16 protein-coding genes and 1 pseudogene are annotated in these 22,378 nt (G+C 40.0%); 11 read left to right on the forward strand and 6 right to left on the reverse strand.

The window, feature by feature from the left end:
* The 5 genes from VK159_RS19545 to VK159_RS19565 all read left to right on the forward strand — a co-directional run.
* On the forward strand, positions 1-276 hold a 276-nt coding region (locus VK159_RS19545; RefSeq protein WP_324231858.1), incomplete at its 5' end, for a hypothetical protein.
* A complete protein-coding gene (locus VK159_RS19550; RefSeq protein ID WP_324231859.1) occupies positions 273-1,019 on the forward strand; it encodes a LytTR family DNA-binding domain-containing protein in 747 nt (248 codons plus the stop codon). The genes VK159_RS19545 and VK159_RS19550, both read left to right, overlap by 4 nt.
* 76 nt (positions 1,020-1,095) lie before the next feature.
* On the forward strand, positions 1,096-1,650 hold the full coding sequence (locus VK159_RS19555) for an RNA polymerase sigma factor (RefSeq protein WP_324231860.1): 555 nt from the start codon (positions 1,096-1,098) through the stop codon (positions 1,648-1,650).
* Between the two features lie 38 nt (positions 1,651-1,688).
* Positions 1,689-1,991, forward strand: a complete 303-nt coding sequence (locus tag VK159_RS19560) for a hypothetical protein (protein ID WP_324231861.1) — start codon at positions 1,689-1,691, stop codon at positions 1,989-1,991.
* A 10-nt stretch (positions 1,992-2,001) separates the two neighbouring features.
* Positions 2,002-2,487 carry a Spy/CpxP family protein refolding chaperone gene (locus VK159_RS19565; protein ID WP_324231862.1) on the forward strand — a complete coding sequence of 162 codons (486 nt, stop codon included), beginning with the start codon at positions 2,002-2,004 and terminating at the stop codon, positions 2,485-2,487.
* A gap of 334 nt (positions 2,488-2,821) precedes the next feature.
* Here the strand turns inward: VK159_RS19565 and rimO are convergent, their stop codons facing one another.
* Complete coding sequence (gene rimO, locus VK159_RS19570; RefSeq protein ID WP_324231863.1) at positions 2,822-4,141, reverse strand: 30S ribosomal protein S12 methylthiotransferase RimO; 1,320 nt, start codon at positions 4,139-4,141, stop codon at positions 2,822-2,824.
* Positions 4,142-4,288: 147 nt separating this feature from the next.
* On the opposite strand from rimO, the gene VK159_RS19575 reads away from it, so the two are divergent.
* The 3 genes from VK159_RS19575 (at position 4,289) to VK159_RS19585 (ending at position 7,512) form a co-directional block, all read left to right on the forward strand.
* Positions 4,289-4,777, forward strand: coding sequence for a hypothetical protein (locus VK159_RS19575; RefSeq protein WP_324231864.1), 489 nt, complete (start codon positions 4,289-4,291; stop codon positions 4,775-4,777).
* Between the two features lie 419 nt (positions 4,778-5,196).
* Positions 5,197-6,843, forward strand: coding sequence for a helix-hairpin-helix domain-containing protein (locus tag VK159_RS19580; RefSeq protein ID WP_324231865.1), 1,647 nt, complete (start codon positions 5,197-5,199; stop codon positions 6,841-6,843).
* A gap of 120 nt (positions 6,844-6,963) precedes the next feature.
* Positions 6,964-7,512: a hypothetical protein gene (locus VK159_RS19585; RefSeq protein WP_324231866.1), complete on the forward strand. Its 549-nt coding sequence runs from the start codon at positions 6,964-6,966 to the stop codon at positions 7,510-7,512.
* A 103-nt stretch (positions 7,513-7,615) separates the two neighbouring features.
* On the opposite strand, the gene VK159_RS19590 is transcribed toward VK159_RS19585, so the two are convergent.
* Positions 7,616-13,156 carry a PAS domain S-box protein gene (locus tag VK159_RS19590; protein WP_324231867.1) on the reverse strand — a complete coding sequence of 1,847 codons (5,541 nt, stop codon included), beginning with the start codon at positions 13,154-13,156 and terminating at the stop codon, positions 7,616-7,618.
* Positions 13,157-13,165: 9 nt separating this feature from the next.
* Here VK159_RS19590 and VK159_RS19595 point away from each other — a divergent pair, with 9 nt between their 5' ends.
* Positions 13,166-13,351, forward strand: a complete 186-nt coding sequence (locus VK159_RS19595) for a hypothetical protein (protein ID WP_324231868.1) — start codon at positions 13,166-13,168, stop codon at positions 13,349-13,351.
* Between the two features lie 104 nt (positions 13,352-13,455).
* Positions 13,456-13,797 (forward strand): annotated as a pseudogene (locus VK159_RS23700) (DUF2441 domain-containing protein); the annotation flags it as partial.
* A gap of 19 nt (positions 13,798-13,816) precedes the next feature.
* Here the strand turns inward: VK159_RS23700 and VK159_RS19600 are convergent.
* A complete protein-coding gene (locus VK159_RS19600; protein ID WP_324231869.1) occupies positions 13,817-14,674 on the reverse strand; it encodes a helix-turn-helix domain-containing protein in 858 nt (285 codons plus the stop codon).
* Between the two features lie 281 nt (positions 14,675-14,955).
* Between VK159_RS19600 and VK159_RS19605 the strand changes: the two genes are divergently transcribed.
* Positions 14,956-16,020 (forward strand): hypothetical protein, encoded by a 1,065-nt coding sequence (locus VK159_RS19605; RefSeq protein WP_324231870.1) that lies wholly within the window; start codon positions 14,956-14,958, stop codon positions 16,018-16,020.
* Between the two features lie 229 nt (positions 16,021-16,249).
* Here VK159_RS19605 and VK159_RS19610 read toward each other — a convergent pair whose 3' ends face one another.
* From VK159_RS19610 to VK159_RS19620, 3 genes are all read right to left on the reverse strand, one after another.
* Positions 16,250-17,455: a hypothetical protein gene (locus tag VK159_RS19610; RefSeq protein ID WP_324231871.1), complete on the reverse strand. Its 1,206-nt coding sequence runs from the start codon at positions 17,453-17,455 to the stop codon at positions 16,250-16,252.
* A 4-nt stretch (positions 17,456-17,459) separates the two neighbouring features.
* On the reverse strand, positions 17,460-20,324 hold the full coding sequence (locus VK159_RS19615; RefSeq protein ID WP_324231872.1) for a glycoside hydrolase family 2 protein: 2,865 nt from the start codon (positions 20,322-20,324) through the stop codon (positions 17,460-17,462).
* Positions 20,325-20,654: 330 nt separating this feature from the next.
* Positions 20,655-22,217: a sulfatase gene (locus tag VK159_RS19620; RefSeq protein WP_324231873.1), complete on the reverse strand. Its 1,563-nt coding sequence runs from the start codon at positions 22,215-22,217 to the stop codon at positions 20,655-20,657.
* Positions 22,218-22,378 lie beyond the last annotated feature (161 nt).

Raw genomic sequence — 22,378 nt, forward strand, 5'->3', positions numbered from 1 at the left:
GAATTTGTGAACCATAGTGATGATCATTTAACCTGTACCATTGAAGATAATGGAATTGGTCGCAGCAATGCGGCAGAAATTCAGCAACAAAAGATCAGCAGTAAAATACATGAAAGCAAAGGCATTGGCATTATTGAAGAACGGCTGCAACTGTTACAACAAAAAACAGGCAAGCCGGCGCATGTGGAAATAAAAGACATGTTTGATGCACAACAACATGCGGCAGGCACCAAAGTAATTATTACGATTCCTTATTATAACCCGGAAGAAACATGATAAAAGCATTGATCGTTGATGATGAACAATCGAGCATTGACTTATTGCAATGGTTGATTGCACAATATTGCCCGGATATATCTGTTGTGCAGAGTGCACGCAGTGTAAAAGATGCATTGCCACTTATTCACAACTTTCAGCCCGATATTGTTTTTCTTGATATTCAAATGCCGCATCAAAGCGGATTTGATCTGCTCACCACCATCGATCAATGGAATTTTGAAGTGATCTTCACAACTGCTTTCAACGAATTTGCCATACAGGCTATCCGCTTCAGTGCATTGGATTATTTGCTGAAACCAATTGATGAAACAGAATTGAAAAAGGCAGTTGAACGTTTTAAAGCGAAACGAATTTATGCACCGGCCGGTCAGCAGTTGTTCCGCAACTTCATTCAGAATATTTCGCAAGGCAAAAAAGAAAAATTCAAACTCGCATTGGCCGATGCATCGGAAGTGAAATATGTTACACTCGATGAGATCATACGGTTACAAGCCGACAGTAACTACACCAAAGTTCATCTCACACAAAACCGTGTATTTGTTTCGGCCAAAACATTAAAAGAGTATGATGAAATCCTGAAAGAGCAACATTTTCTCCGAACTCATAAATCGCATCTCATCAACCCTACACATATTGAAAGCTACGATAAACAAGGCTGGTTAAAAATGAGTGATGGATCAGAAGTGGAAGTGGCTCGCCGAAAAAAAGAGTACGTGCAGGAAGCATTGAAAAATATCTAAGCATATCAACCCGCAGGTCATATTTTTTTAATCATTCACACATTCCTTCTTATCTTGACCGCCACATTAACCCTGCATGCTCAGCTTTTCAGAAAACGAACAGGCGTTCAAAGACTTTATCACACAACACCAACCACGGGTGTACAATACTGCATTGAACCTGTTGCAGAATGCTGAAGATGCCGAAGAAATTACACAAGATGTTTTTATAGAGGCTTGGAACAAGGCCCACACCTTTAAAGGCGAAGCACAGGTGAGCACCTGGCTTTACCGCATTACCGTAAATAAAAGCATTGATCATATAAGAAGCAAAAAGCGGAAAAAGCGGTTTGCCTTCCTCACCAGCCTGTTTCATGATAGCGGCGAACCCATTAGCGATGCTTCTGATTTTGTGCATCCCGGCGTGGTGACCGAAAATCGGGAAAAGGCAGCCATGCTCTACAAAGCCATCGATCAGCTGCCTGAAACACAACGAATTGCCTTTTTACTGAGCGAAACCGGGGGGCTGAGCTATGCCGAAATAAGCGAAATTACCGGCAGTTCCGTATCTTCCATAGAGTCATTACTGTTCCGGGCACGCAAAAACCTGCGGGGTTTGCTGGCCGGTTACTATAAAAATTTACCTGAATAGCAAGTTTTTTACATCATGAACGTCAAATTAGTACAGCAATGAAGAAAAATCAGGAACAATGGATCGATGAAATAATGGGTAGCCTGCAGGGTATTCAACCTGCTGAAGGCAATCCGTATTTACACACCCGTGTAATGGCCCGTTTACAAAACCCCATTACCCGGCAGCCCATTCAATTGAAATGGGTATATGCTACCGTTACAGTTTTTGTTTTTATGTTAGTGCTGAATGTATTGGGTTGGAATGCTTCTACCGCCAGTGATGATTCTGTTTCTACCACTGGTATTGAAACAGTGATCAACGAATACGACCTGGAAAATAATTATACTTCTTTACCCTGATCGTTGAAACATGAACAAGACAAAGTTTCTCATAATCCTCGTACTGCTGTTGCTGGTATTGAACGCAGTAACCCTTTTCTTTTTGCTGGGGAAAAAAGATTCTCCTAAAAACCGACCTGGTGGTGGGCGACCTTACTCTGAATACCTAACTAAGAAATTAAATTTAGACACTGCACAGGTGGCACAACTCAAAGAATTAAGAGATAAACATAAGCAGGAATTAGGCGAACTCTGGAAAGAAGACCGCCAGTTGCAGGAAGCAAAATTTGTATTGCTGAAAGAAGGTTCAACTGATAGTTTAAGACTTGATTCGCTTCTTACATTAATCGTAGCCAATAAGAAAAAATTTGAGTTGGCCTTTCATAATCATTTTTTGCAGATACGGGCTTTGTGCCGTCCTGACCAAGTGGAACTCTTTAATAATACCCTGGATGAAATGAAGAAACGACGTACACAGGGTTTTGGAGGCGATAAGAAAGGACCGCAGAAAAAGTAGAAAAAGCTATTCGCTGCTGGCTACTAGCTGCTAGCAATACTGCTCCACAGTCATCCCGATTGCTTGTTGCACTTTCCCAATTTCAGATTTTAGATTTGTGATTGTAGATTTCATCCGCTGCAACCTTTGCTTATTGTTTATTGCTTTTATCCTTTGCACACAGCAATAACTTTCAATTCGTCAAACTGCAGCCTTTCACTTTTTCATTCTTCATTTTTCATTTCCCTCTGCCTAACCACTGCCGGCTTTTCATGCCTTTCACTTTTTCATTTCTCATTCTTCATTTTTAATTTCTAATTGGCTTTCTTCTTGCCAATTGCTTATTCACTATTGCCTATTTGCCTTCACTAACAACTTCTCCCTCCAAATCATAATCAAACGCCTTTGTAATTTTTACATTTACAAACTCACCGATCTTTAAACGCTTATCTGTTTGAATGATCACTTCGTTATCTACTTCCACTGAATCAAATTCGGTGCGACCGAGATAACGACCTGCCTCTTTCTTATCAACAATTGTTTTGAAGGTCTTTCCTATTTTCTCTTGGTTCAGTTCAAACGAAATTTCCTGCTGCACGCCCATGATTTCCTGAGCACGGCGTTCTTTTTCTTCAGCTGGCACATCATCCACCAGATCAAAACCACTGGTGCCTTCTTCATGACTGTAAGTGAAGATTCCCACACGATCGAAACGTTGTTGTTGCAGAAACAGTTTTGTTTCTTCAATATCATCCAATGTTTCACCGGGGAAACCTGCGATCAATGTTGTGCGTAAACAAAGCCCCGGAACTTTTTCTCTTACTGCTGCAATCAACTCTTCAGTTTCAGTTCTGGTGATTTGCCTCCGCATTGCTTTCAGCATATTATCACTTGCATGTTGCAACGGCATATCGAGATAGTTACAGATATTAGGTCGTTCACGCATTACATCCAACACATCCAATGGAAATTTATGCGGGTATGCATAATGCAAACGGATCCACTCTAAACCTTTTACGTCTGCCAAACGATGCATTAAATCGCCCAACATGCGTTTTTTGTAGAGGTCTAAACCGTAATATGTCAGTTCCTGTGCAATGAGCATAATTTCTTTTACACCTTTCTTTACCAGGCCTTCTGCTTCTTTCACCAGATCATCCATGCCCTTGCTCACATGCTGGCCACGCATTAATGGTATAGCACAAAAGGCACAGGTGCGGTTGCAACCTTCGCTGATCTTTAAATAAGCGTAGTGCGATGGTGTGCTCAGCAAACGCTCACCCACCAACTCCGTTTTATAATCGGCTTCAAATTGTTTTAAGATCATGGGAAGTTCCATGGTTCCATAAAACGCATCTACTTCAGGTATCTCTGCTTCCAGGTTATTTTTGTAACGTTCGCTCAGGCAGCCGGTTACTATCACTTTATCCAGTTTACCACGGCGTTTCAGTTCCACCTGGTCCAAAATGGTATTGATGCTTTCTTCCTTTGCTTTATCAATAAAGCCGCATGTATTTACAATCACGATGTTGTGATCTTTCTTACTGCTCTCGTGCACCACATCAATTTCATTGGCCAATAACTGACCACTCAGCACTTCACTATCCACCATATTCTTGCTGCAACCAAGAGTAATGATGTTCACTTTGTCCTTTTTTAATGTCTTACTTTTCATGGAATCGTATTGCTGATGAAATTTCGTTCGTTTTTCTCAGCGTGCAAAGGTAACAGATTCAGGCAGAAAGGGAGCTATTCAGCATGATCTGTTAAAGTTTGGCATCATTTTTTCAATGGGGGTGTTACATCTAAAACTCACATTTTTATGAAGAGACTTATTATGGCCGCCATTGTGTTAACAGCATTTGCACAAGGCGCCTCAGCACAGGCAAAAGGAAGCAGTTACAAAACAGCATTAGGTGTAAAATTTTACCCCGGTGCAGGAATCACACTCAAACATTTTGTGAAGAGTAATGCTGCCCTGGAAGGTATTGCCTATTTCTGGGGAAATGGTATGCGTATAACAGGTTTATACGAGTTTCATGGTAACATCAATGGAGCGCCCGGCTTAAAATGGTATGTTGGACCCGGTGCACACGTTGGTTTCTGGAATAGCCGTTACTGGAGAAGAGAGTATGGCGATTACCGTGGTGGAGCCGTAGCAGGTATTGATGGTGTTTTGGGTCTTGATTACAAGTTCAAGGGAGCGCCGATTAATATGTCGCTCGACTGGCAGCCTTCCTTTGAATTTGGTGATTACGGAGCTGGTTTCAGCGGTAACTGGGGTGGTTTAGCCATCCGTTATACCTTCTAAACAGGAAATCCTGTGAAGGGAGTAAAAGGATACTCTTAAACTTAAAAACAAAGTTTGAGGGTATCCTTTTTTCTGTTGCAACAGTGGTATTTTTAGTTTGTTGGCAAGAGTCAACTACCCTATAAGAGAACCATTTTAATCCAATCTTGAACGAAAACTTAATGATCCCGTATCGTATGAAAAACAACGGATGAGATCATCCGCCAATGTCCCTTGAGAAACTTCCGCATGGAAGTTTTTCTTTTTTCAAGCCGCTTCGTTTTTATCCAATTCAACAATGCTTTCTGAAAAGTATTTTCTTTGTAAAAAAGAATTTCTTTTCATCTGTTCATTTTTATTTTTTTGGCCAGATAGGATAAACGATAAAAATTATCATCGCTATTGATATAAATTAGCTCAATAATTTTTATGTTTATTGCATGCCCGATAATTACCAGATCGCCGAACTATTTTCATTGCTGAGTAAACTCATGGATATTCATGGCGAAGACAGTTTTAAAGCAAAGACCTATGCTGCTGCTGCCTTTAATATCGAAAAACTACCGGTGCAGCTTGCCGATGTAGAACCTGCAAAAATTTCTACCTATAAAGGCATTGGTGCAAGCACATCGAAAAAAATACTTGAGATCTTACAAACAGGTGAACTGAAAGCCCTCACGGATATTATTGCACGAACGCCTCCCGGTGTTATTGAAATGCTTTCCATTAAAGGCATCGGTCCTAAGAAAATTTCCACCATCTGGAAAGAAATGGAAATTGAAAGTATTGGTGAGTTGTTATATGCTTGTGAAGAGAACCGTTTGTTGCTCTTTAAAGGCTTTGGTGAAAAAACGCAGGCTAATGTAAAAGAGTCGATCGAGTTTTTCCTGAAGCACAAAGACATTCATTTGTATGCCGATGTGGAAGCCTACGCCATGGCGGTTGATAAAAACCTGCGTGAGCATTTTAAAGACAACCGTTTTGAACTAACGGGTGAGTTCAGACGACAGATGGAAATCATTCACCAGCTTGAATGGGTAACCACTACTCCATTGCCTGTATTATCGCCCATCTTTACCAACAATAATTTTGAAGTGAAGGAATCAACTGATTCTTTTCTTTCCGTAAAAGGACCGGAAAATATTGTATTGCAGTTTCATTTGGCAACGGCTGAGAATTTCGGAACGAGATTATTTCAAACATCCGCTTCAGAAGAGTTTTTACAATCATGGGGAACTGTGGCAACAGCAGCGGAAGAACAATTGTTGTTTGAAGAAAAAGGCGTGGCGTTTATTCCTTCCTGTTTGCGTGAAGAATTACTGACCGGTGGTATTCCCGATCTGGTGCAGCCCTCGTCGATTAAGGGTATTATTCATAGTCATAGTAACTGGAGTGATGGTGGTGAAACCATTGAGACCATGGCACGTCATGCACAGGAAAAAGGGTTTGAGTATTTGGTGATCAGCGATCACAGCAAGAGTGCCGGTTATGCCAACGGGTTAAGTGTGGAGCGAATTGAAGCACAACACAAATACATTGATGAGCTCAACAGCAAACTCAACGGCTTCCGCATTTTCAAAAGTATTGAAGCAGATATATTAGGTGATGGATCTTTGGATTATGATGATGAAACACTGGCCACATTCGATTTAGTGATTGCATCCGTTCACAGTAATTTAAAGATGAATGAGGAGAAAGCGATGATGCGTGTGATGAATGCGATTGAAAATCCGTACACCACCATTCTTGGCCATATGACGGGACGATTGTTATTAAGCCGTGCCGGTTATCCACTCGATCATAAAAAAATTATTGACGCCTGTGTTGCCAATAGTGTGGTGATTGAACTGAACGCACATCCACGTCGCTTAGATATTGACTGGCGCTGGATACCGTATGCGTTAGACAAAGGAGCTCTGCTTTCCATAAACCCCGATGCACATGAACTGAGTGGTTACAACGATGTGAAGTATGGCACCCTCGCCGCACAAAAGGGAAGACTAACAGCGAGCCGTAACCTCAGTAGTTTTTCGTTGCGGGAGTTTGAAGAATATATCATGGATGTGAGGATGGAGAAAGGAATCTAGTTGAGATTGGATTATACTAATAACAATACAGTATTGATTTCAATTACGAAATATTTAAAACACATCATCCTATATCATGGATATTTGTGTTGTGTACAAGTTTAAAACGATACTGCTCAAATGACAAGCATCGAAAGCCTTCTTAATAAAATTATTCCACCTTCTGACTATACCCACAGAAACGGATTTTCAAATAACTACATTATTGACAACCTATCAATAGACGAAAAAATACAAGTTGAAGAAGCTTTAATCAAGACATTGCCTACATCAAATGACTGTTTAATTGGCGAGACATTGTCGAGTATGAAATCTGTTAGATCATTGCCGTTACTTAAACAAAAATTGAATGAATCTAAAAATCCGATAAGTAAGATTATTTGGGCTAGTTACATTTACAGACTCAGACCTGAGGAAATTGAAATGAGAGACATTGCTTTTTCAGAATTTGTAAAAGTTGACGGAAAATATGATCTTATCAGCTTGTTCCATATTCTGATTATTTTCAACGACAAACGAATTAATGAAAGAATTGAATCCTACACTAATGACAAAGACTATTTAGTAGCTTATAATGCAAGGGCATCACTTGGACTAGTCACGAAAGAATTAATAGACAAAGAGCTATTGAAAAATAATGGCGTTAAACCTTGGTGGAAGTTTTGGTAAAGTACTCTTAAAAAACCTACAACCAACATGTGGTTTTCTAAGGGTTCGAATCGTGAAGACACGAACCAAGGCAGCGAATGAGAAAAATTAGATACCTGTGGGCTTAATAAGGAATATTAATTTCTGTTTTACAACCATTACCTCGTGAACTTTCAATTACCACTGTACCATTAAATGATTCAATACGATTGATCATATTAGAAATACCGATTCCTTTTCTTTTCTTGGTGGTATCAAATCCTTTCCCGTCATCTTTTATTACAATACGAACCCGATGATCTTTTGCAATTGCCGATACGGTTACAGTTTTTGCCGCTGCGTGTTTCATAATATTATTTAATTGTTCCTGGATAATTCGGTAAATATTCAATTTTAATTCATCGTCGTTTACATGATCTGTAATATTACATTGAAAAAAGGTTTTAACAGAACTGCCTGATTCGAGGTCTTCAAGTAATTTCTGCAGTAATTCTTTTAAATTTATATTTTTAATGGGTGTTACCTTTTTGCTGCTTAACAAACGAATTTCCTGAATAGCTGTATCAATCAACTCCATAGGGTATTTGATCAGATCTTTTGATTCTTCATCCTTGCCAATCATACCCAGGTACAGTTTGGTTCCTGCGAGTATCTGGTTTACGTTATCATGCAGTTCCTGCCCCATGTGGTTTCGTTCACGTTCCTGTGCCTTAATGATGGCCCTTGAAATTTTGCGTTGCTCCTGAATCTTCTGCGCAAGTATTTCCTGCTCCATCAATTTATTTTGCGTTATATCTCTTCCCGAAACACAGGCACCTGAAATAATACCTTCATCCCAGACGGGTGTTATTGAAAAATCCAACCAGCTGGTCTTCCCATTACCTGCTTCATAAGATCGCTCAAAATGAATGCTTTCCCCATTTAATACTTGTAAAAAAAACTCCCGGAAAACAGGCACTCTTGATTCTTCAATAAATTCAAACAATGAATGGTCCACCTGAAAATTATTTTCCCCGCTGAAAAAGGAATACTCGATCGCTTTTGAATTAAAGGTTTTAATAAGGCCCTCCCTATCAACTAATAAAAAACCCTCCGAAGTATTTTCGAAAATAGCCCGCAGGTTTGTTTCAGAACGAATTACTTTCTCTTCTGCTTTTTTCCGTTGGTCTATATCCTGAAAACTTCCATAGATGCGCACGCATTTACCATCAACAAACTCTGCCTCTCCAATGGTACGTATCCAACGTTCATTATTTTTGGCAGTAATAATCTGTAGTTCCATGTCCCATGCATTCCCCAATTCAATTGCTTCTTTTACCTTTTTCTCTATCAAATCCCGGTTAGGGCCTTCTTTATAAAAATTAATTCCTGTAGCCAGGTCGGGAACAAAATTGCTTTCAACTTCGTGAATTTCCCTTGTTATATCATTCCAGTAAACAGTTTCCTTCATTAAATCAACTTCCCAGCTACCTATACGAGCCAGGGAGTTGGCTTTACTTAACAAAGTTTCCAATTCTTTTCGTTTAGTAACATCACGATAATTAGCAACAATGGCATTTACACCATCTACATTCAGCAGGTTATTAAATGTGCCTTCGAGCCAAATATAAGTACCAGACTGGTGAAGGAACCTACCAAGAAAAGGAACTGCGACACCCGAACTACACAATATTTGCGCATGTATTCTTTTTAGTTCTTCTAAATCATCGGGGTGAGTGCGGTCAATCGAGTTTTCAATCGGAAGATTGCCGGTAATTCTTTGTGAACCGGGGCTCCGGTAAATGACGTTTGAGGATGCATCAGTTAAAGTGATACCTTCCGAACTGTTCTCGATCAGGGAACGAAAACGTATTTCACTTGCAGCTAATTTCTCTTCTGCCTCCTGCTGTTCTGTAATGTCATGTGCAAGAATAAGCCTTGCTTTATTTCCTTCAAATAATATTTCGTGTGCTATTATTTCTACTTTGATAATACTGCCATCTTTTTTGCGGTGTCTCCATTTTCCTTTGTTGTAATTTGTTTGATTAGTTACGTACGAATGATCAGATTTTATAAAAGCTGCTTTATCCTCATCGGGCCGTATATCCAAAGCAGTCATTGATAAAAATTCTTTACGGCTGTAGCCATAATGCATTATAGCCATGTCATTTACATCAAGAAATTTGAAATTACCTAAATCAATCACCCACATAGGCATTGGATTATTATGGAAAAGATGGCGATACTGTTCTTCGCTTCTCTTTATTTTTTCAGTACGGTCCATCACTTTTTGCTCCAATTCTTCATTTAATTTATGCAAGGCATCTTCAGCATTTTTACGTTCTGTAATATCACGGGCAATGCAATACAATTTTCCGGTAAGAGGGTTCGATGACGCATTCCAATCGAACCAGCGATATTCACCGTTTTTGTTGCGATAGCGGTTTGTAAAATGAATGACAGTTGCTCCAGCTTTCAGATTCCCGTATTCACGCAACGTTGCCGGAACATCATCGGGATGTACAAAATCAATAAATGGATTTTTGGATAATTCATTTTGAGAATACCCCAATACCTTTTCAAAACTTGGGTTAAGAATTTCAAAGTATCCATCTTTATTTGCAATGCAGGAAAGATCATTACTGTTATTAAAGAAATACTGAAACTCTTTTATTTTTTCTTCAGCTCTTTTCCGATCGGTAATATCTCTTACCAAAATAAGATTGCCTGTTGTATTACCATCCGCATCTTTCAATTTCGATGCTGTTGCAATTACATTTACTTTTTGGCCAGATTTAGTATGATAAATCAGCTCTCCTTTCCAGATTCCCTTTTCGTTTATAACAGCCAGTATTTGTTCCCGGCTTTGCTCCAGGTAAATCGTGTTTAGAATATCAACTGTGGTTTTTCCAAGCACCTCTTCACTTTTCCATCCCAATATTTTTTCTGCAGCATCGTTCCACCTGGTAATATTAAAATTATTATCGGAGGTAATAATTATATCCTGAATATTGTTGGTGATGGTGGCCAGGAAGTTGACACGTTCCAGTGTTTCTGTTAATTCAGCTTCCCGTTTTGCTTTCTCATCATACTGAAAAAGCAATTCTTTATTGGCAATTAGTAATTCGGCTGTTCTTTTCTCCTTTTCAACATTTTGAAAAGCCAGTTCTTTATTTGCAATGATTAATTCAGCGGCACGTTTTTCATTCTCTTCACTTTCAAAAACCAGCTCTTTGTGTATGAGCAATAATTCCTCTACCCGTTTGCGTTCCGTAATATCAGATCGTATGGCAACATACTGGTAAGGTTTTCCTTTTTCATCGAGGAAAGGAACAATGGTAGTATCTACCCAATAAATGCTTCCATCTTTTGATTTGTTCTTCAACTCGCCCTTCCATATGTTTCCATTGGCGATGGTTGTCCAGAGATTCTTTATAAACTCTTTGCCGTGGTGTCCTGAGTTGATGATGCGATGATCCTGGCCAATCAATTCCTCACGGCTGTATTTTGATATGCTGCAGAAATTATCATTGGCATATTTAATGATCCCTTTCTGATCGGTAATGGCTACAATAGCAGACTCCTCCAGTGCATATTTGTAGTCGGAGGTTTCTTTTAAACTTCGCTCTAAATTCTCTTCAATTGTTTTGCGTTCCGTAATATCAGATCGTATGGCAACATACTGGTAGGGTTTTCCATTTTCATCGAGGAAAGGCACAATGGTGGTATCTACCCAATAAATGGTTCCGTCTTTGGCTTTGTTCTTTAACTCGCCTTTCCATATGTTTCCTTTGGCAATGGTTGTCCAGAGATTTTTAATAAACTGTTTGGAATGATGGCCTGAGTTGATAATGCGATGATCCTGACCAATGAGTTCTTCACGACTGTATTTTGATATACGGCAGAAATTATCATTTACATATTTGATGATCCCTTTCTGATCGGTAATGGCTACGATGGATGATTCATCCAAGGCATATTTATAGTCGGAAGTTTCTTTTAAACTTCGTTCTAAATTCTCTTCAATTGTTTTGCGTTCCGTAATATCAGATCGTATGGCAACATACTGGTAAGGTTTTCCTTTTTCATCGAGGAAAGGCACAATGGTGGTATCTACCCAATAAATGGTTCCGTCTTTGGCTTTGTTCTTTAACTCTCCTTTCCATATGTTTCCATTGGCAATGGTTGTCCAGAGATTTTTAATAAACTGTTTGGAATGATGACCCGAGTTGATAATGCGGTGATCCTGACCAATGAGTTCTTCACGACTGTATTTTGATATACGGCAGAAATTATCATTTACATATTTAATGATCCCTTTCTGATCGGTAATGGCTACGATGGATGATTCATCCAAGGCATATTTATAGTCGGAAGTTTCTTTTAAACTTCGCTCTAAATTCTCTTCAATTGTTTTGCGTTCCGTAATATCAGATCGTATGGCAACATACTGGTAGGGTTTTCCATTTTCATCAAGAAAGGGCACAATGGTGGTATCTACCCAATAAATGGTTCCGTCTTTGGTTTTGTTCTTTAACTCGCCTTTCCATATTTTTCCATTGGCGATGGTTGTCCAGAGATTTTTAATAAACTGTTTGGAATGATGACCCGAGTTAATAATGCGGTGATCCTGCCCGATCAGTTCTTCACGGTTATATTTTGATATGCGGCAGAAATTATCATTGGCATATTTAATGATCCCTTTCTGATCGGTAATGGCTACGATGGATGATTCCTCTAAAGCATATTTGTAGTCGGAGGTTTCTTTTAAACTTTTTTCCAGGTTTTGTTCAATTGTTTTCCGTTCTGTAATGTCGGATCGTATGGCAACATACTGGTACGGTTTTCCTCGCTCACCGAGGAAGGGTACAATGGTGGTATCAACCCAATAAATAGTTCCGTCTTTGGCTTTGTTCTTTAACTCGCCTTTCCATATTTTTCCATTGGCGATGGTTGTCCAGAGATTCTTAATAAACTCTTTAGAGTGATGGCCCGAGTTGATAATGCGGTGATCCTGCCCGATCAGTTCTTCACGGTTATATTTTGATATGCGGCAAAAATTATCATTCACATATTTAATCACTCCCCTCTGGTCGGTGATGGCTACGATGGATGATTCATCCAAGGCATATTTGTAATCGGAGATCTCTTTTAATTGATCCTCGTGTTGAAAAAGCAGTTCTTTATTCTGGCTTATGAGTTCAGCTGCCTGCTTTTCCTTTTCTTTATTTAGAAATAAAAGTTCTTCACTTAGTTTACTACCATCTTTTGGGGGCGCAGCCTGGTAGTTTCCTGTTATCTCTTCTACCGTGTGAATTATATAAATCAGTTCATTGTTTTTATTAAATACCGGTGTATTCAAAGGACGCCAGAATTTTTCTACAAATGTTCCATCGGGGTTGCGTATATCATATTTCTGCAGTGCCATGGTATGTGGCTTACCATATTTCAACACATAATTCAGTGAAGCCCTGAGGTTTGCTACGCCGTCTGCATTCATATCATCTGGGTTGCCGGGAAACATTTCAAATAATCCTTCGCCAAGTATTGCTTCCCTTTCCGTCATGGTGGCCTTGAGATATGCATCGCTCACTGCAACAATTGTGAAATCGGGCAACAAAACAAGGTATAAACCGGGAGATGTTTCAAATAGCGTTCTGAAATCAATTGCTGGCAATAGTGTCATATTGGGGTAGTGTTAAGGATTCCAAAAGAAAAAAAACAGTGGAGTATAAAAGACATCATCAACTCAAAACCAATTCTAAGTTTTGAACAGGCAGCGAAGTTCAACTTCATTACAGTGGGGACTTTTGGCAAAGCAGTTGGTGTTGATTTTGGTGGTGCTGTAGTAAGTTACCAAAAAAATTATGTAATTCTCTAAACTTATTCCTGTATTTGACAAGCGGACCTCCGCCCATACAAATGAAAGGTTACCATTTTAAACCCGTAGCTACGCTTAAGTAGGCAACAGATTCTTTAGTACCTTCAATAAATACCATCCGTGAATTAATTTTCGAAGCTATTAGGAAAGAGTTGTATCCAGAATTGCCCAGCAGGCATAACTGTATCTGGTTATGTCCTGACGATAAACAGTCTCTTGAGTTTTGGAAGAAGTCGGTATATGGCAGTAATAAAAGAATATTCAGAGTTGAAACTGTAGGAATCATTCATAGAGCAGCAAACCATTGGCTCATTACGGGTACGATACCGCTTAGTGAAATATACTTGAAGGCACATAATTATTGGAAAGGAACTGACGCAGGTGGCTTGAAGGATGAAATTCTGCTTGTAGATAAAATGGATATTATTGAGGAATTAATAAATTAGTGACCATTTTAATCGGCATCTACTCAATCATAAATTTGTAACCCCTGCCATGTACGTTAATAAATTTAAGGGAGCTATCGTCGCCTACTTTCTTACGTAATTTAGACACCAATACATCCACATTTCTACTGATGACAACGATGCCTTCATCTTCCCAGATTTCTTTCATCAGTTTTTCTCTTTCCACGATCTGGTTCCTGTTTTCTGCAAAAATTTTGAGTGCTTTTGTTTCTTTTTCGGAAAGCGTAATGGTTTTATGTTCGCTTTCAAGAACATTATCAGCTGTATAAAACCGAAAGCTTCCTAATTGAATGTAATCACTATTATCAGTGATTGATTCTTTTTCTTCTTTTTTCCGAAACCTGTCTTTCATATAAAAACCCAGCAAACCCAAGGGAATAAGCAACAGCAAGAACCAAACGGAATTAAACCTGCTTTTCTGCAACAATTCAATTTCAATAAGATAACAACCCAGCTCCAGCGTGCGACCCCTGCATGGCGTTAAATCGCCTGCCACACCATTTATTTCGAATGCAAAGACCGTTTCATTTTGTTTACAATTCCTCAAGTTGACGATATAATTGGTTGCCGGTGCATTTTTTTGAAATGTGCGTTGCACTAAATTGATGAGTGTATCTGAAATAAAGCCAACGTGATTTTGAAAAGAGATCTGGTAGGTAGTTTCGTTTAGTTTCTTAACCGGCAGCACCCGGGATGAAGAATCATTCGCTGTGAGCAAAAGCTGATGTCCTACATCACGTAATACAACTTCTATATGCTTCTCCGGGATCTCCTTCTGCGTATTGATAACTGCAACAGCAGAGATCAACATAACAATGATGGTGATTGAAGATGCTAACAAAACAAACGGCTTCATTCTGCAAATTAATCTATTAAACCACGGTTTTCAGGGGTTTTACAAATGTTTTACGGTTCCTTTACATCTCTTTACTATAAAAAAGCATGAGGGTTGTAGATGCCCGATATATTTACGTCGTTGTTTCAGCAAATCATTTTTAATGGGGAGTGGGAAGTGGGGAGTGGTTAATAGTTAATGGTTAATGGTTAATGGACAATTGACAATTGTTTTCTAAAGTCCCGGGGATAGTTGGGGCACGATATATTTTACTTTATTGTTTAACCAAATCAATTCAAGTCATGAACATCTACAGTCTTGCTTTTTTACTACTTTTTCAATTCGCCTTTGTATTTCCCATCACGGATAATGTGCAAAAATCAACTATAGCTAAACCCGGGGTTGCGAACCTGGTTTTTAAATCTACTGATGGCGGACAAAGCTGGCAAGACATCAGCGAAGGGTTGCCCGGAGATAAGCTGGAGGGTAGTCTCTTTGTAAATGATGGCGGGTTCTATTTCCGTTCCGGCAATTATCTCTATCACAGTAAACCAAACAAGAAGGCACCTTTTTGGGAGAAAGAAATTTTCCCCGATGAACACAGCAACATTGCACCTGCCAAGAACGGGATATTTGCCTACGACTACCACCAGGGTAAGTTCAGGCAAAAAATAAACGGATCGGGTGAATGGAAGCCTGTATATGAGAATTTTCAGTTGAAAGGGATAATCGATGTTTTTGAAACTGCCGGAGGCACTGTTTTTATTGTTTGCGACCGTGGCCGTGGCCTTTACAGATCCACTGACAAGGGAAAAAGCTGGAAAGAAGTTACCCGTGGCGTATGGAAATTGGCAGAGTGGAACGGTGTGCTGATGGCAACCGGCCAAAGCGGAATCATAAGATCAACCGATGATGGCAAAACCTGGGAGACCGTAATCAGTGAGGGCGGTGTGGGCATTGATATAGCACGTATTGATGGCGGATTTGCTGCTATCACTTTTAATACACAGTCGAATACGAGAAGAATACGAACATCGTACGACGGCGGTAAAACCTGGCAGCCAATTGATGCGGGCTTTCCTGCTCAAACATTTATTGTTCCGGTACTAAATCCTTTGCCTCAAATTTATCAAACTGATTCAAACCGGAATCCTAACAATAATACGAGCCTTCCGGAACAAGCCTTTATCAGTTCCATTGTGCAGGTTGGTGGAGACTTTTTTTGTGGTCATCCTGCCGGTATTTTCAGATCATCGGACAAGGGAAAATCGTGGAAACTGATACTTCCTTCCATTGACAAAAAGGTTTTCAATTTGTCTGTTTCAGGCGGTGTGATTTATGCGGTACCGAGGGAAAGAGGATGTTGAGGAATGGTTGATGATGAGCCAAAAGCCGACAGCCGGCAGCCGATAGTCGTTAGTTGTTAGTTGATGGTACAGTGCCGTTTCATTTGAAATCGAGTCTCGCTCGCTTAATGTTCACAGGCGATTCCTGGTGCAAGCGAATCGCCGTTTAATCAACAAGAAATAAATGAAATACGACGAGTGCTATGCAATAGACCCGTCAACGAATAAAAAAGAAAAATAAACCAAAACGTTATAATGCATCCAATACTTCCAATGCTTTTTTCCGAAATACTTCAGCTGAAGGTGCAGCCTTGTTGCTTGCTTTATAGTTGATCAAAAAGCGATTCGTCTGCTGATAATATTTTTGATGCAGAAAGTACAACGGCATTCGTTCGCCCTGCTCGTTAATGAGCGACATTTGTTTGGACTCGCCGTTGGTTTCGTATTCGTTGTTATACATCTGCCAATGCAATGCAAAGGGCAAATTAAGCTCCAGTGAAATCTTCATGATCTCCTTTGTTTCATTGTACTGTTTGGTAAATGATTCGGGCTTATTGCTGTTCGCATGATAACCATATTCGCCGATATACACTCTGCGTGAAAACGGCAGTCCCTCTTTTGGCTGCAATTGTTTTTCAAGGTAATCGAAAATGCTCTGCAGCTGTTCTTTCTTTTCACTGTAAGTTCTGTTTTTTATAGCTTCGTAACTGCTGTACGATACCAGGTCTACATTTACATACGGTAATACACTGTTAGCAATACAAGGTTCACCTTTCATGCCTTTCAGCACCAGGTTTACTTCGATGTAGTGATAGAGCTGAACATTTTTTGCTGCAGCTGCCTTCTTTGCATCATCAATTGCCTTTTGTCTTATCTGGAACCACTTCGTCATATTTTGCAGGTGTTCCTGCGGTGGAGCTGCAGTGCGGTTGTAATCGGAAAGCAAAAGCCAATCTCCTTCCCAGTTACCGATTAAAAATGTTTTACCGGAGTTGTTGTAAGTCTTCAACAGGTAAGTAGCAAAATCAAACATCTCATTATACAAACGTTTCTCCTGTTCGGAGTCAATACCTTTCTTCCAGTTAATACCGGTGATAGTATGTACCCATATAAAAATGTATTTGAAATCCATGTCAACTACTTTCTTGTATTCCGGCGAAGCGTTGAATAACTCCAAGGTAGTAGATGGTTTTTGATCGATGGTTAATGCATAACTTTTCGGCGAGTTGGCACCTAATGAAATTTTTAAAATGTTTGATCCCATACCCCGCACATGCTTTGCCTGTTCCAACAGCCTGGATTCGTTTGTAAACTGGTACTGGCCACCGATGGTATTGGTACCCAAAATAAAATTATATGGCTCCATCGGTTTGATGCTATCGTACGGAACAACTTTTTGCCCTTGTGCAACAGTAAACAGCAAAACGCAAACAGATAGTAGAACAGACTTCTTCATGTAATTAGTTTTTAATGGATACAACTCCAGTGACATTATAACCGGCTACTTTTATTTCTTTGATAGCTTTTGTATCAAAAGGTTCAAGCAAAATGGTTTTCTTTTCGCCGGGGAGCAATGTAAAATATCCGTCGCTGAAATAAGCAGGCAGTACAATTTGTGCTGCGTTGTCCAGTGCATCTAACTTGATACCTATAGCAGGATGTTTGGTTTTATTTTCCAATTCAATTTTAATCTGATTGTTTGCAAGACGTATAGCTTTGGATGAAAGCGTTACAACAGGCAACTGGTTGAATGCTTTAAAATGACCTGTTGCAGTATTGGCTTTCCAGTATTCATTTGCAGTCAGTACATTTCCTTTTTTATTTTTTATGGAAAGACGTACCAAATAATTAGCAGGCAAGCTGGCTTCATCCAATGTTGCTGTAAACAGATCGGCTTTTGCATTTGCCTGAATAGCAAGAGGAGCAGTTTTATTTTGCAACAGTTTTCCATCCATCGTGTATACCTGCATCACAGCGATTGCGTCCTTCACGTTGTTCAACGAAGTATTCACAGCAATTACCTGGTTGTTGTGCAGATTCAGTTGAATATGCAAAGGTTCGCATCCTTTCTTCGAACCGTAAAACGAACCATGCGTTTGAAAATCCCATGAATAGGTTTGCCAGATCATGCTGGGCCATGCAGGATGACTCATCCACAATAACACACCACTGCTGTTGTTCCATAATTTATTATTCCATGCTTCAAAGATGGCTCTGTGACTGTCGTAATTGATGAGTTGAATCTTGCGGTTAAAATCATCAAGACTATTCGAAACTCCATACAAACTGTCTGCTGTATGCAGATAGCCTTCGAGGTTTTGATTGTTGGTGTGCAGATCGTGGTAGTGCCATACATCATTGATGGGCCACTGATCTTCCGGTGCTATAAACTTGCGGATGGTGCTGGCTTCAGGAACAGAGAATGTACCGATCTCTGTTGTAAACCCATCGCCTTGTTTGGTGAAGTAATCTTTGTTGTTCACAAAGAAATGCCAGGGACCACTTTGTCGCAGATTGATTTCTCTTGAATTGCCGATGTAATGCCGGGTGCCATCTTCTTTTGCAATTTGTGTTGCCAGATCGTTTTCAATACCTGCCGGTGCGTAGCCTTCATTTCTCGGACACCAGATAGCAATGGATGCATGATTGCGGTAACGCCTGATCATGTCTAAACTGTTATCCAAAAACAATTGATCATCGCTTGGGTTGAGGTTGAAGCCTTCGGTACTCAGCCAGAAATCATTCCACACCAACATGCCGTATTCATCGGCCAGATCAAAAAATACAGGTTCTGTACTTTCACCTGTCCAGTTACGGATCATATTGAAGTTTGCTTCACGATGCAAACGAAAGGCAGGTTCCAGGTTTTCACGGCTTACTTTTTTCATGGCATCATCTATCCCCCAGTTGCCACCTTTACAATACACTGCAACGCCATTTACTTTGATCACCAAAAACGGGTTGTCGTTGTTTGGTATCACTTCCATCTTTTCGAATGGAAATTCTTTACGCAGAGTTGGTATAAAAATTTTGTCTTTGAATGCACGGCGCTTTGTATAGTCTATGATGGGTTTATCAATTCTACTATCAGTTGGACTGTAAGAAAAACGTACCGCTTGCTTCTGTTCTGTATCCGCCATCATTTCATATGCATACTCCCTGATGCCGAAGCGAAACTGTTTGATCTCCTCTACTCCTTTCGCATCCGTTACTTTAATGGTAGCATTGTACAAATTCGGTAACCCATAACCATTGGGCCACCACAAGCGTGGATTTTTTACGTTGAGTTGTGCAGCATCAGCAGGCGTAAATGAAACAGGCAATGATTGTCCCGGTGCCAGCTTTACTTTTTTAGAAACGGCTACTCCTTCAAACGAAAAATGAATCGTTGCTTCCTGTGTTGTTGCGCTGTTGTTGATTAATGTAGTACGCAGTGAAACAGACGCACTGGTTGTATCAGGCAACGGCAGATCAGTGATTACCTGCGGATCAGAAGAGGTTACACTACCGGTGAAAGAAAGTTGTACATCCTGCCAGATACCCATGTTGCGATCTCTGATACCGGGTATCCAATCCCATCCTTCTGTTGCAAAAAACGTGGGACCATCCAATGTATGTACACCACCATTTTTTCCCATGCCCGACAATGCAGATTGTTCATCGGGAATTCCCGGGTTATGCGGCGGCAATATTTGCACCAGCAACACATTGCGTCCGTTTGTTTTTAAATGATCAGTTACATTAAACTTACCACGTATGAATGCAGCTTTGATATCACCAAGATATTTACCATTCAACCAAACACGTGCTTTGTAGTTGATACCGTTGAACCAAAGCCAAGCTAATTTTCCATTTTCATTTTTTGGTGTTTCAAATGTTGTACGGTACCACCATTCTTTCCTGCACAATGAATCTGTGATGGCCATATTGTTCAAACCAAAATAAGGATCGGGAAATTTTCCGGCCGCAACCAATGAGGTTAACACTGTTCCCGGCACCACTGCATCGTACCAGCCTTTTGTATTGATGGCTTCCGTAAACACAGATGCATTACCTAACAGCGTTGTAAGATCATCTGTCAACTCCCAGCCACTCGTAAGCGAATATCTAGCATTGCCCAGCGCTGTTGCTTCACCCGCTTTTCCCGATCTTGGTTTTTCAACTGCTGTTTGAAACGGCGCTTTCCCTTTCGGCAAGGTTGCCGCCGGTTGTTTTTTTGTTAATCCAAAATTGGGTTGCTTCTGAGCGAATACATCGCTCTTACAAAGCAGCAGCATACCAACAAAAACAGCTAACCCGATTTTAGTATGTACAGAATATTTCATGAAAAAATGAATAGTTCGATGTGTTACAGAATTATCAGCTGATTACAATGTCAGATAGTTGCTATACAACTACCGTATGAATAGATCTTTTGCATCATCCCATTGCAAAAAAGATTACTCCTGCATAACAGCGAATAGGATTGATAAAGCATCAACGATTGTATATTTTACAACAAAGTATATGAGAGTCCATATAAAATACTGTTCTCAATTTCTTATTGGCGATCTGTGGCCGGTGTCTCCACCGACCACTGCGGACCGCCGCCGTTGCTATCAATCGCTACCGACTGCTTGCCAAAAGATTCGACGTTTTATTTTTTAAATATGCTTTTAATACAATCCCTTGCTACCGTAATCGCCTCGCTTTTCATTGATTGGTTTTAGCGGAATTTGTAAGCCACCGGTTTCCTGGAGCCAACTCCATAGTTCTTTGCGCAAACGACCAATTTCATTTTGCCATGCCGGAAGACGATAGAGATTTTTCTTTTCTTCGGGGTCCGTACTCAAATCATAAAATTCAGATACATCCCAAAGACCGGGATAGAAAATAAATTTATGAGAGCCTTCTCTTACACCCAATGTTGTGGGTGTTTGCGGATAAGAGAACTCCCAGTAATATTCGTAAAATGCTTTGTTACGCCAGTTCACTGTTTTATCCTGCAGCAGCGGTAAGAACGATTGTCCCTGCATATTGGCAGGTTTTGTTACACCTGCTACTTCGAGTACAGTAGGTGCAATATCAATTCCCTGGATGATCTGATCGAGTGCTTTGCCATTGTGCGACATGCCGGGTGCATATACCAGTAAAGGCACTTTCTGGCTTTCTTCGTACATATTGCGTTTGTCGATGAGTCCATGTTCGCCCATGAGGAAACCATTGTCGCCCATGTAAATGATCATTGTATTCTCAGCAATACCTAATTCTTCTACTGTTTTTCTGATGCTCGCAACACTCTCATCAATCGCCAATAATGTTTCGCAATAGCGGTAATAAAAATCATCAAACTGTACACGACCATCGTACATAAAATCTACACCATGCCAGCTGTTACGTTGTGCCCATACCCATTGCGGAATATCTTTTACATTGTAATTGGTATCATTCTTCACCATCGCTGCTATCGGACTTTTACAAACATCACCATGCAATTTGCTATTTTCAGTTGCTGTTAAGTTGATGGTAGAAGGATAATTGATGGGGTTGCCATGATACTTGTTGCGATGACGTGGTGCAGGCATAAATTCATCGTGCACACCTTTGTGCGATACATACATGAAGAAGGGCTTATTCTTCGGTTGCTGACGCATCCATGTTGAAGCATGTTCCGTCAACAGATCGGTAATGTAAGTACTGTCTTTGTATTGTACACGCTGTCCATTAATATTCAACAAAGGATTGTAATACACACCCTGCCCTTTGAAACTTTCCCAATGATTGAATCCTTTTTGCGGATCATCACCAGCATGACCCATATGCCACTTACCAAAAAATGCTGTACGGTATCCTGCTTTCTGCAGATACTCCGGAAAGAAGTTTAAATTTTCAGGCAGTGGTGAAAAATTATCAACCACTTTATGTGTGTGTGCATACTGCCCGGTAAGAATGGATGCCCGTGATGGAGAACAAAGTGCAGTCGTTACTGTAGCATTACGTACCCACACTCCTTCCTTTGCCATTCGATCCATCGCCGGTGTTTCCAGCCACGGCACTTTACCGGTGAAACCCATAAAATCAAACCGGTGATCATCGGTTAAAATGAAAATCACATTCATGGGTTTGGGCGGATTCGTTTTCTGCTTGCGATCAAACCCAAACACAATTGTAACTGCAATGGAAAATACAGCAATTAATATTGCCTTACGGCTACTGTTTTTTTTCTTCTGATGTTGCATACTGTAATTTTTTCAGCGCCTTTGCAACTGAATTACTTTTTCAGATGAAAAGCTGTAAACTATTTTCATGTATTAATAGAGGTGCTTAAATAAACATTCAAGCACCTCTATAATAATTATCAGCTAAACTTTACGATTGCGATTCTTGCAATGAAGAAGAG

Source organism: Lacibacter sp. (genome assembly GCF_035299325.1).
Lineage (GTDB): Bacteria > Bacteroidota > Bacteroidia > Chitinophagales > Chitinophagaceae > Lacibacter.

Coding starts and splice junctions, on each gene's coding strand:
- VK159_RS19560 (WP_324231861.1), top strand. CDS start 1,689: ATGAAGAAAAATCAGGAACAATGGATCGATGAAATAATGGGTAGCCTG.
- VK159_RS19600 (WP_324231869.1), bottom strand. CDS start 14,674: ATGAAGCCGTTTGTTTTGTTAGCATCTTCAATCACCATCATTGTTATG.
- VK159_RS19605 (WP_324231870.1), top strand. CDS start 14,956: ATGAACATCTACAGTCTTGCTTTTTTACTACTTTTTCAATTCGCCTTT.
- VK159_RS19620 (WP_324231873.1), bottom strand. CDS start 22,217: ATGCAACATCAGAAGAAAAAAAACAGTAGCCGTAAGGCAATATTAATT.
- VK159_RS19615 (WP_324231872.1), bottom strand. CDS start 20,324: ATGAAATATTCTGTACATACTAAAATCGGGTTAGCTGTTTTTGTTGGT.
- VK159_RS19580 (WP_324231865.1), top strand. CDS start 5,197: ATGCCCGATAATTACCAGATCGCCGAACTATTTTCATTGCTGAGTAAA.
- VK159_RS19585 (WP_324231866.1), top strand. CDS start 6,964: ATGACAAGCATCGAAAGCCTTCTTAATAAAATTATTCCACCTTCTGAC.
- VK159_RS19555 (WP_324231860.1), top strand. CDS start 1,096: ATGCTCAGCTTTTCAGAAAACGAACAGGCGTTCAAAGACTTTATCACA.
- VK159_RS19565 (WP_324231862.1), top strand. CDS start 2,002: ATGAACAAGACAAAGTTTCTCATAATCCTCGTACTGCTGTTGCTGGTA.
- VK159_RS19575 (WP_324231864.1), top strand. CDS start 4,289: ATGAAGAGACTTATTATGGCCGCCATTGTGTTAACAGCATTTGCACAA.
- VK159_RS19610 (WP_324231871.1), bottom strand. CDS start 17,455: ATGAAGAAGTCTGTTCTACTATCTGTTTGCGTTTTGCTGTTTACTGTT.
- VK159_RS19590 (WP_324231867.1), bottom strand. CDS start 13,156: ATGACACTATTGCCAGCAATTGATTTCAGAACGCTATTTGAAACATCT.
- rimO (WP_324231863.1), bottom strand. CDS start 4,141: ATGAAAAGTAAGACATTAAAAAAGGACAAAGTGAACATCATTACTCTT.
- VK159_RS19550 (WP_324231859.1), top strand. CDS start 273: ATGATAAAAGCATTGATCGTTGATGATGAACAATCGAGCATTGACTTA.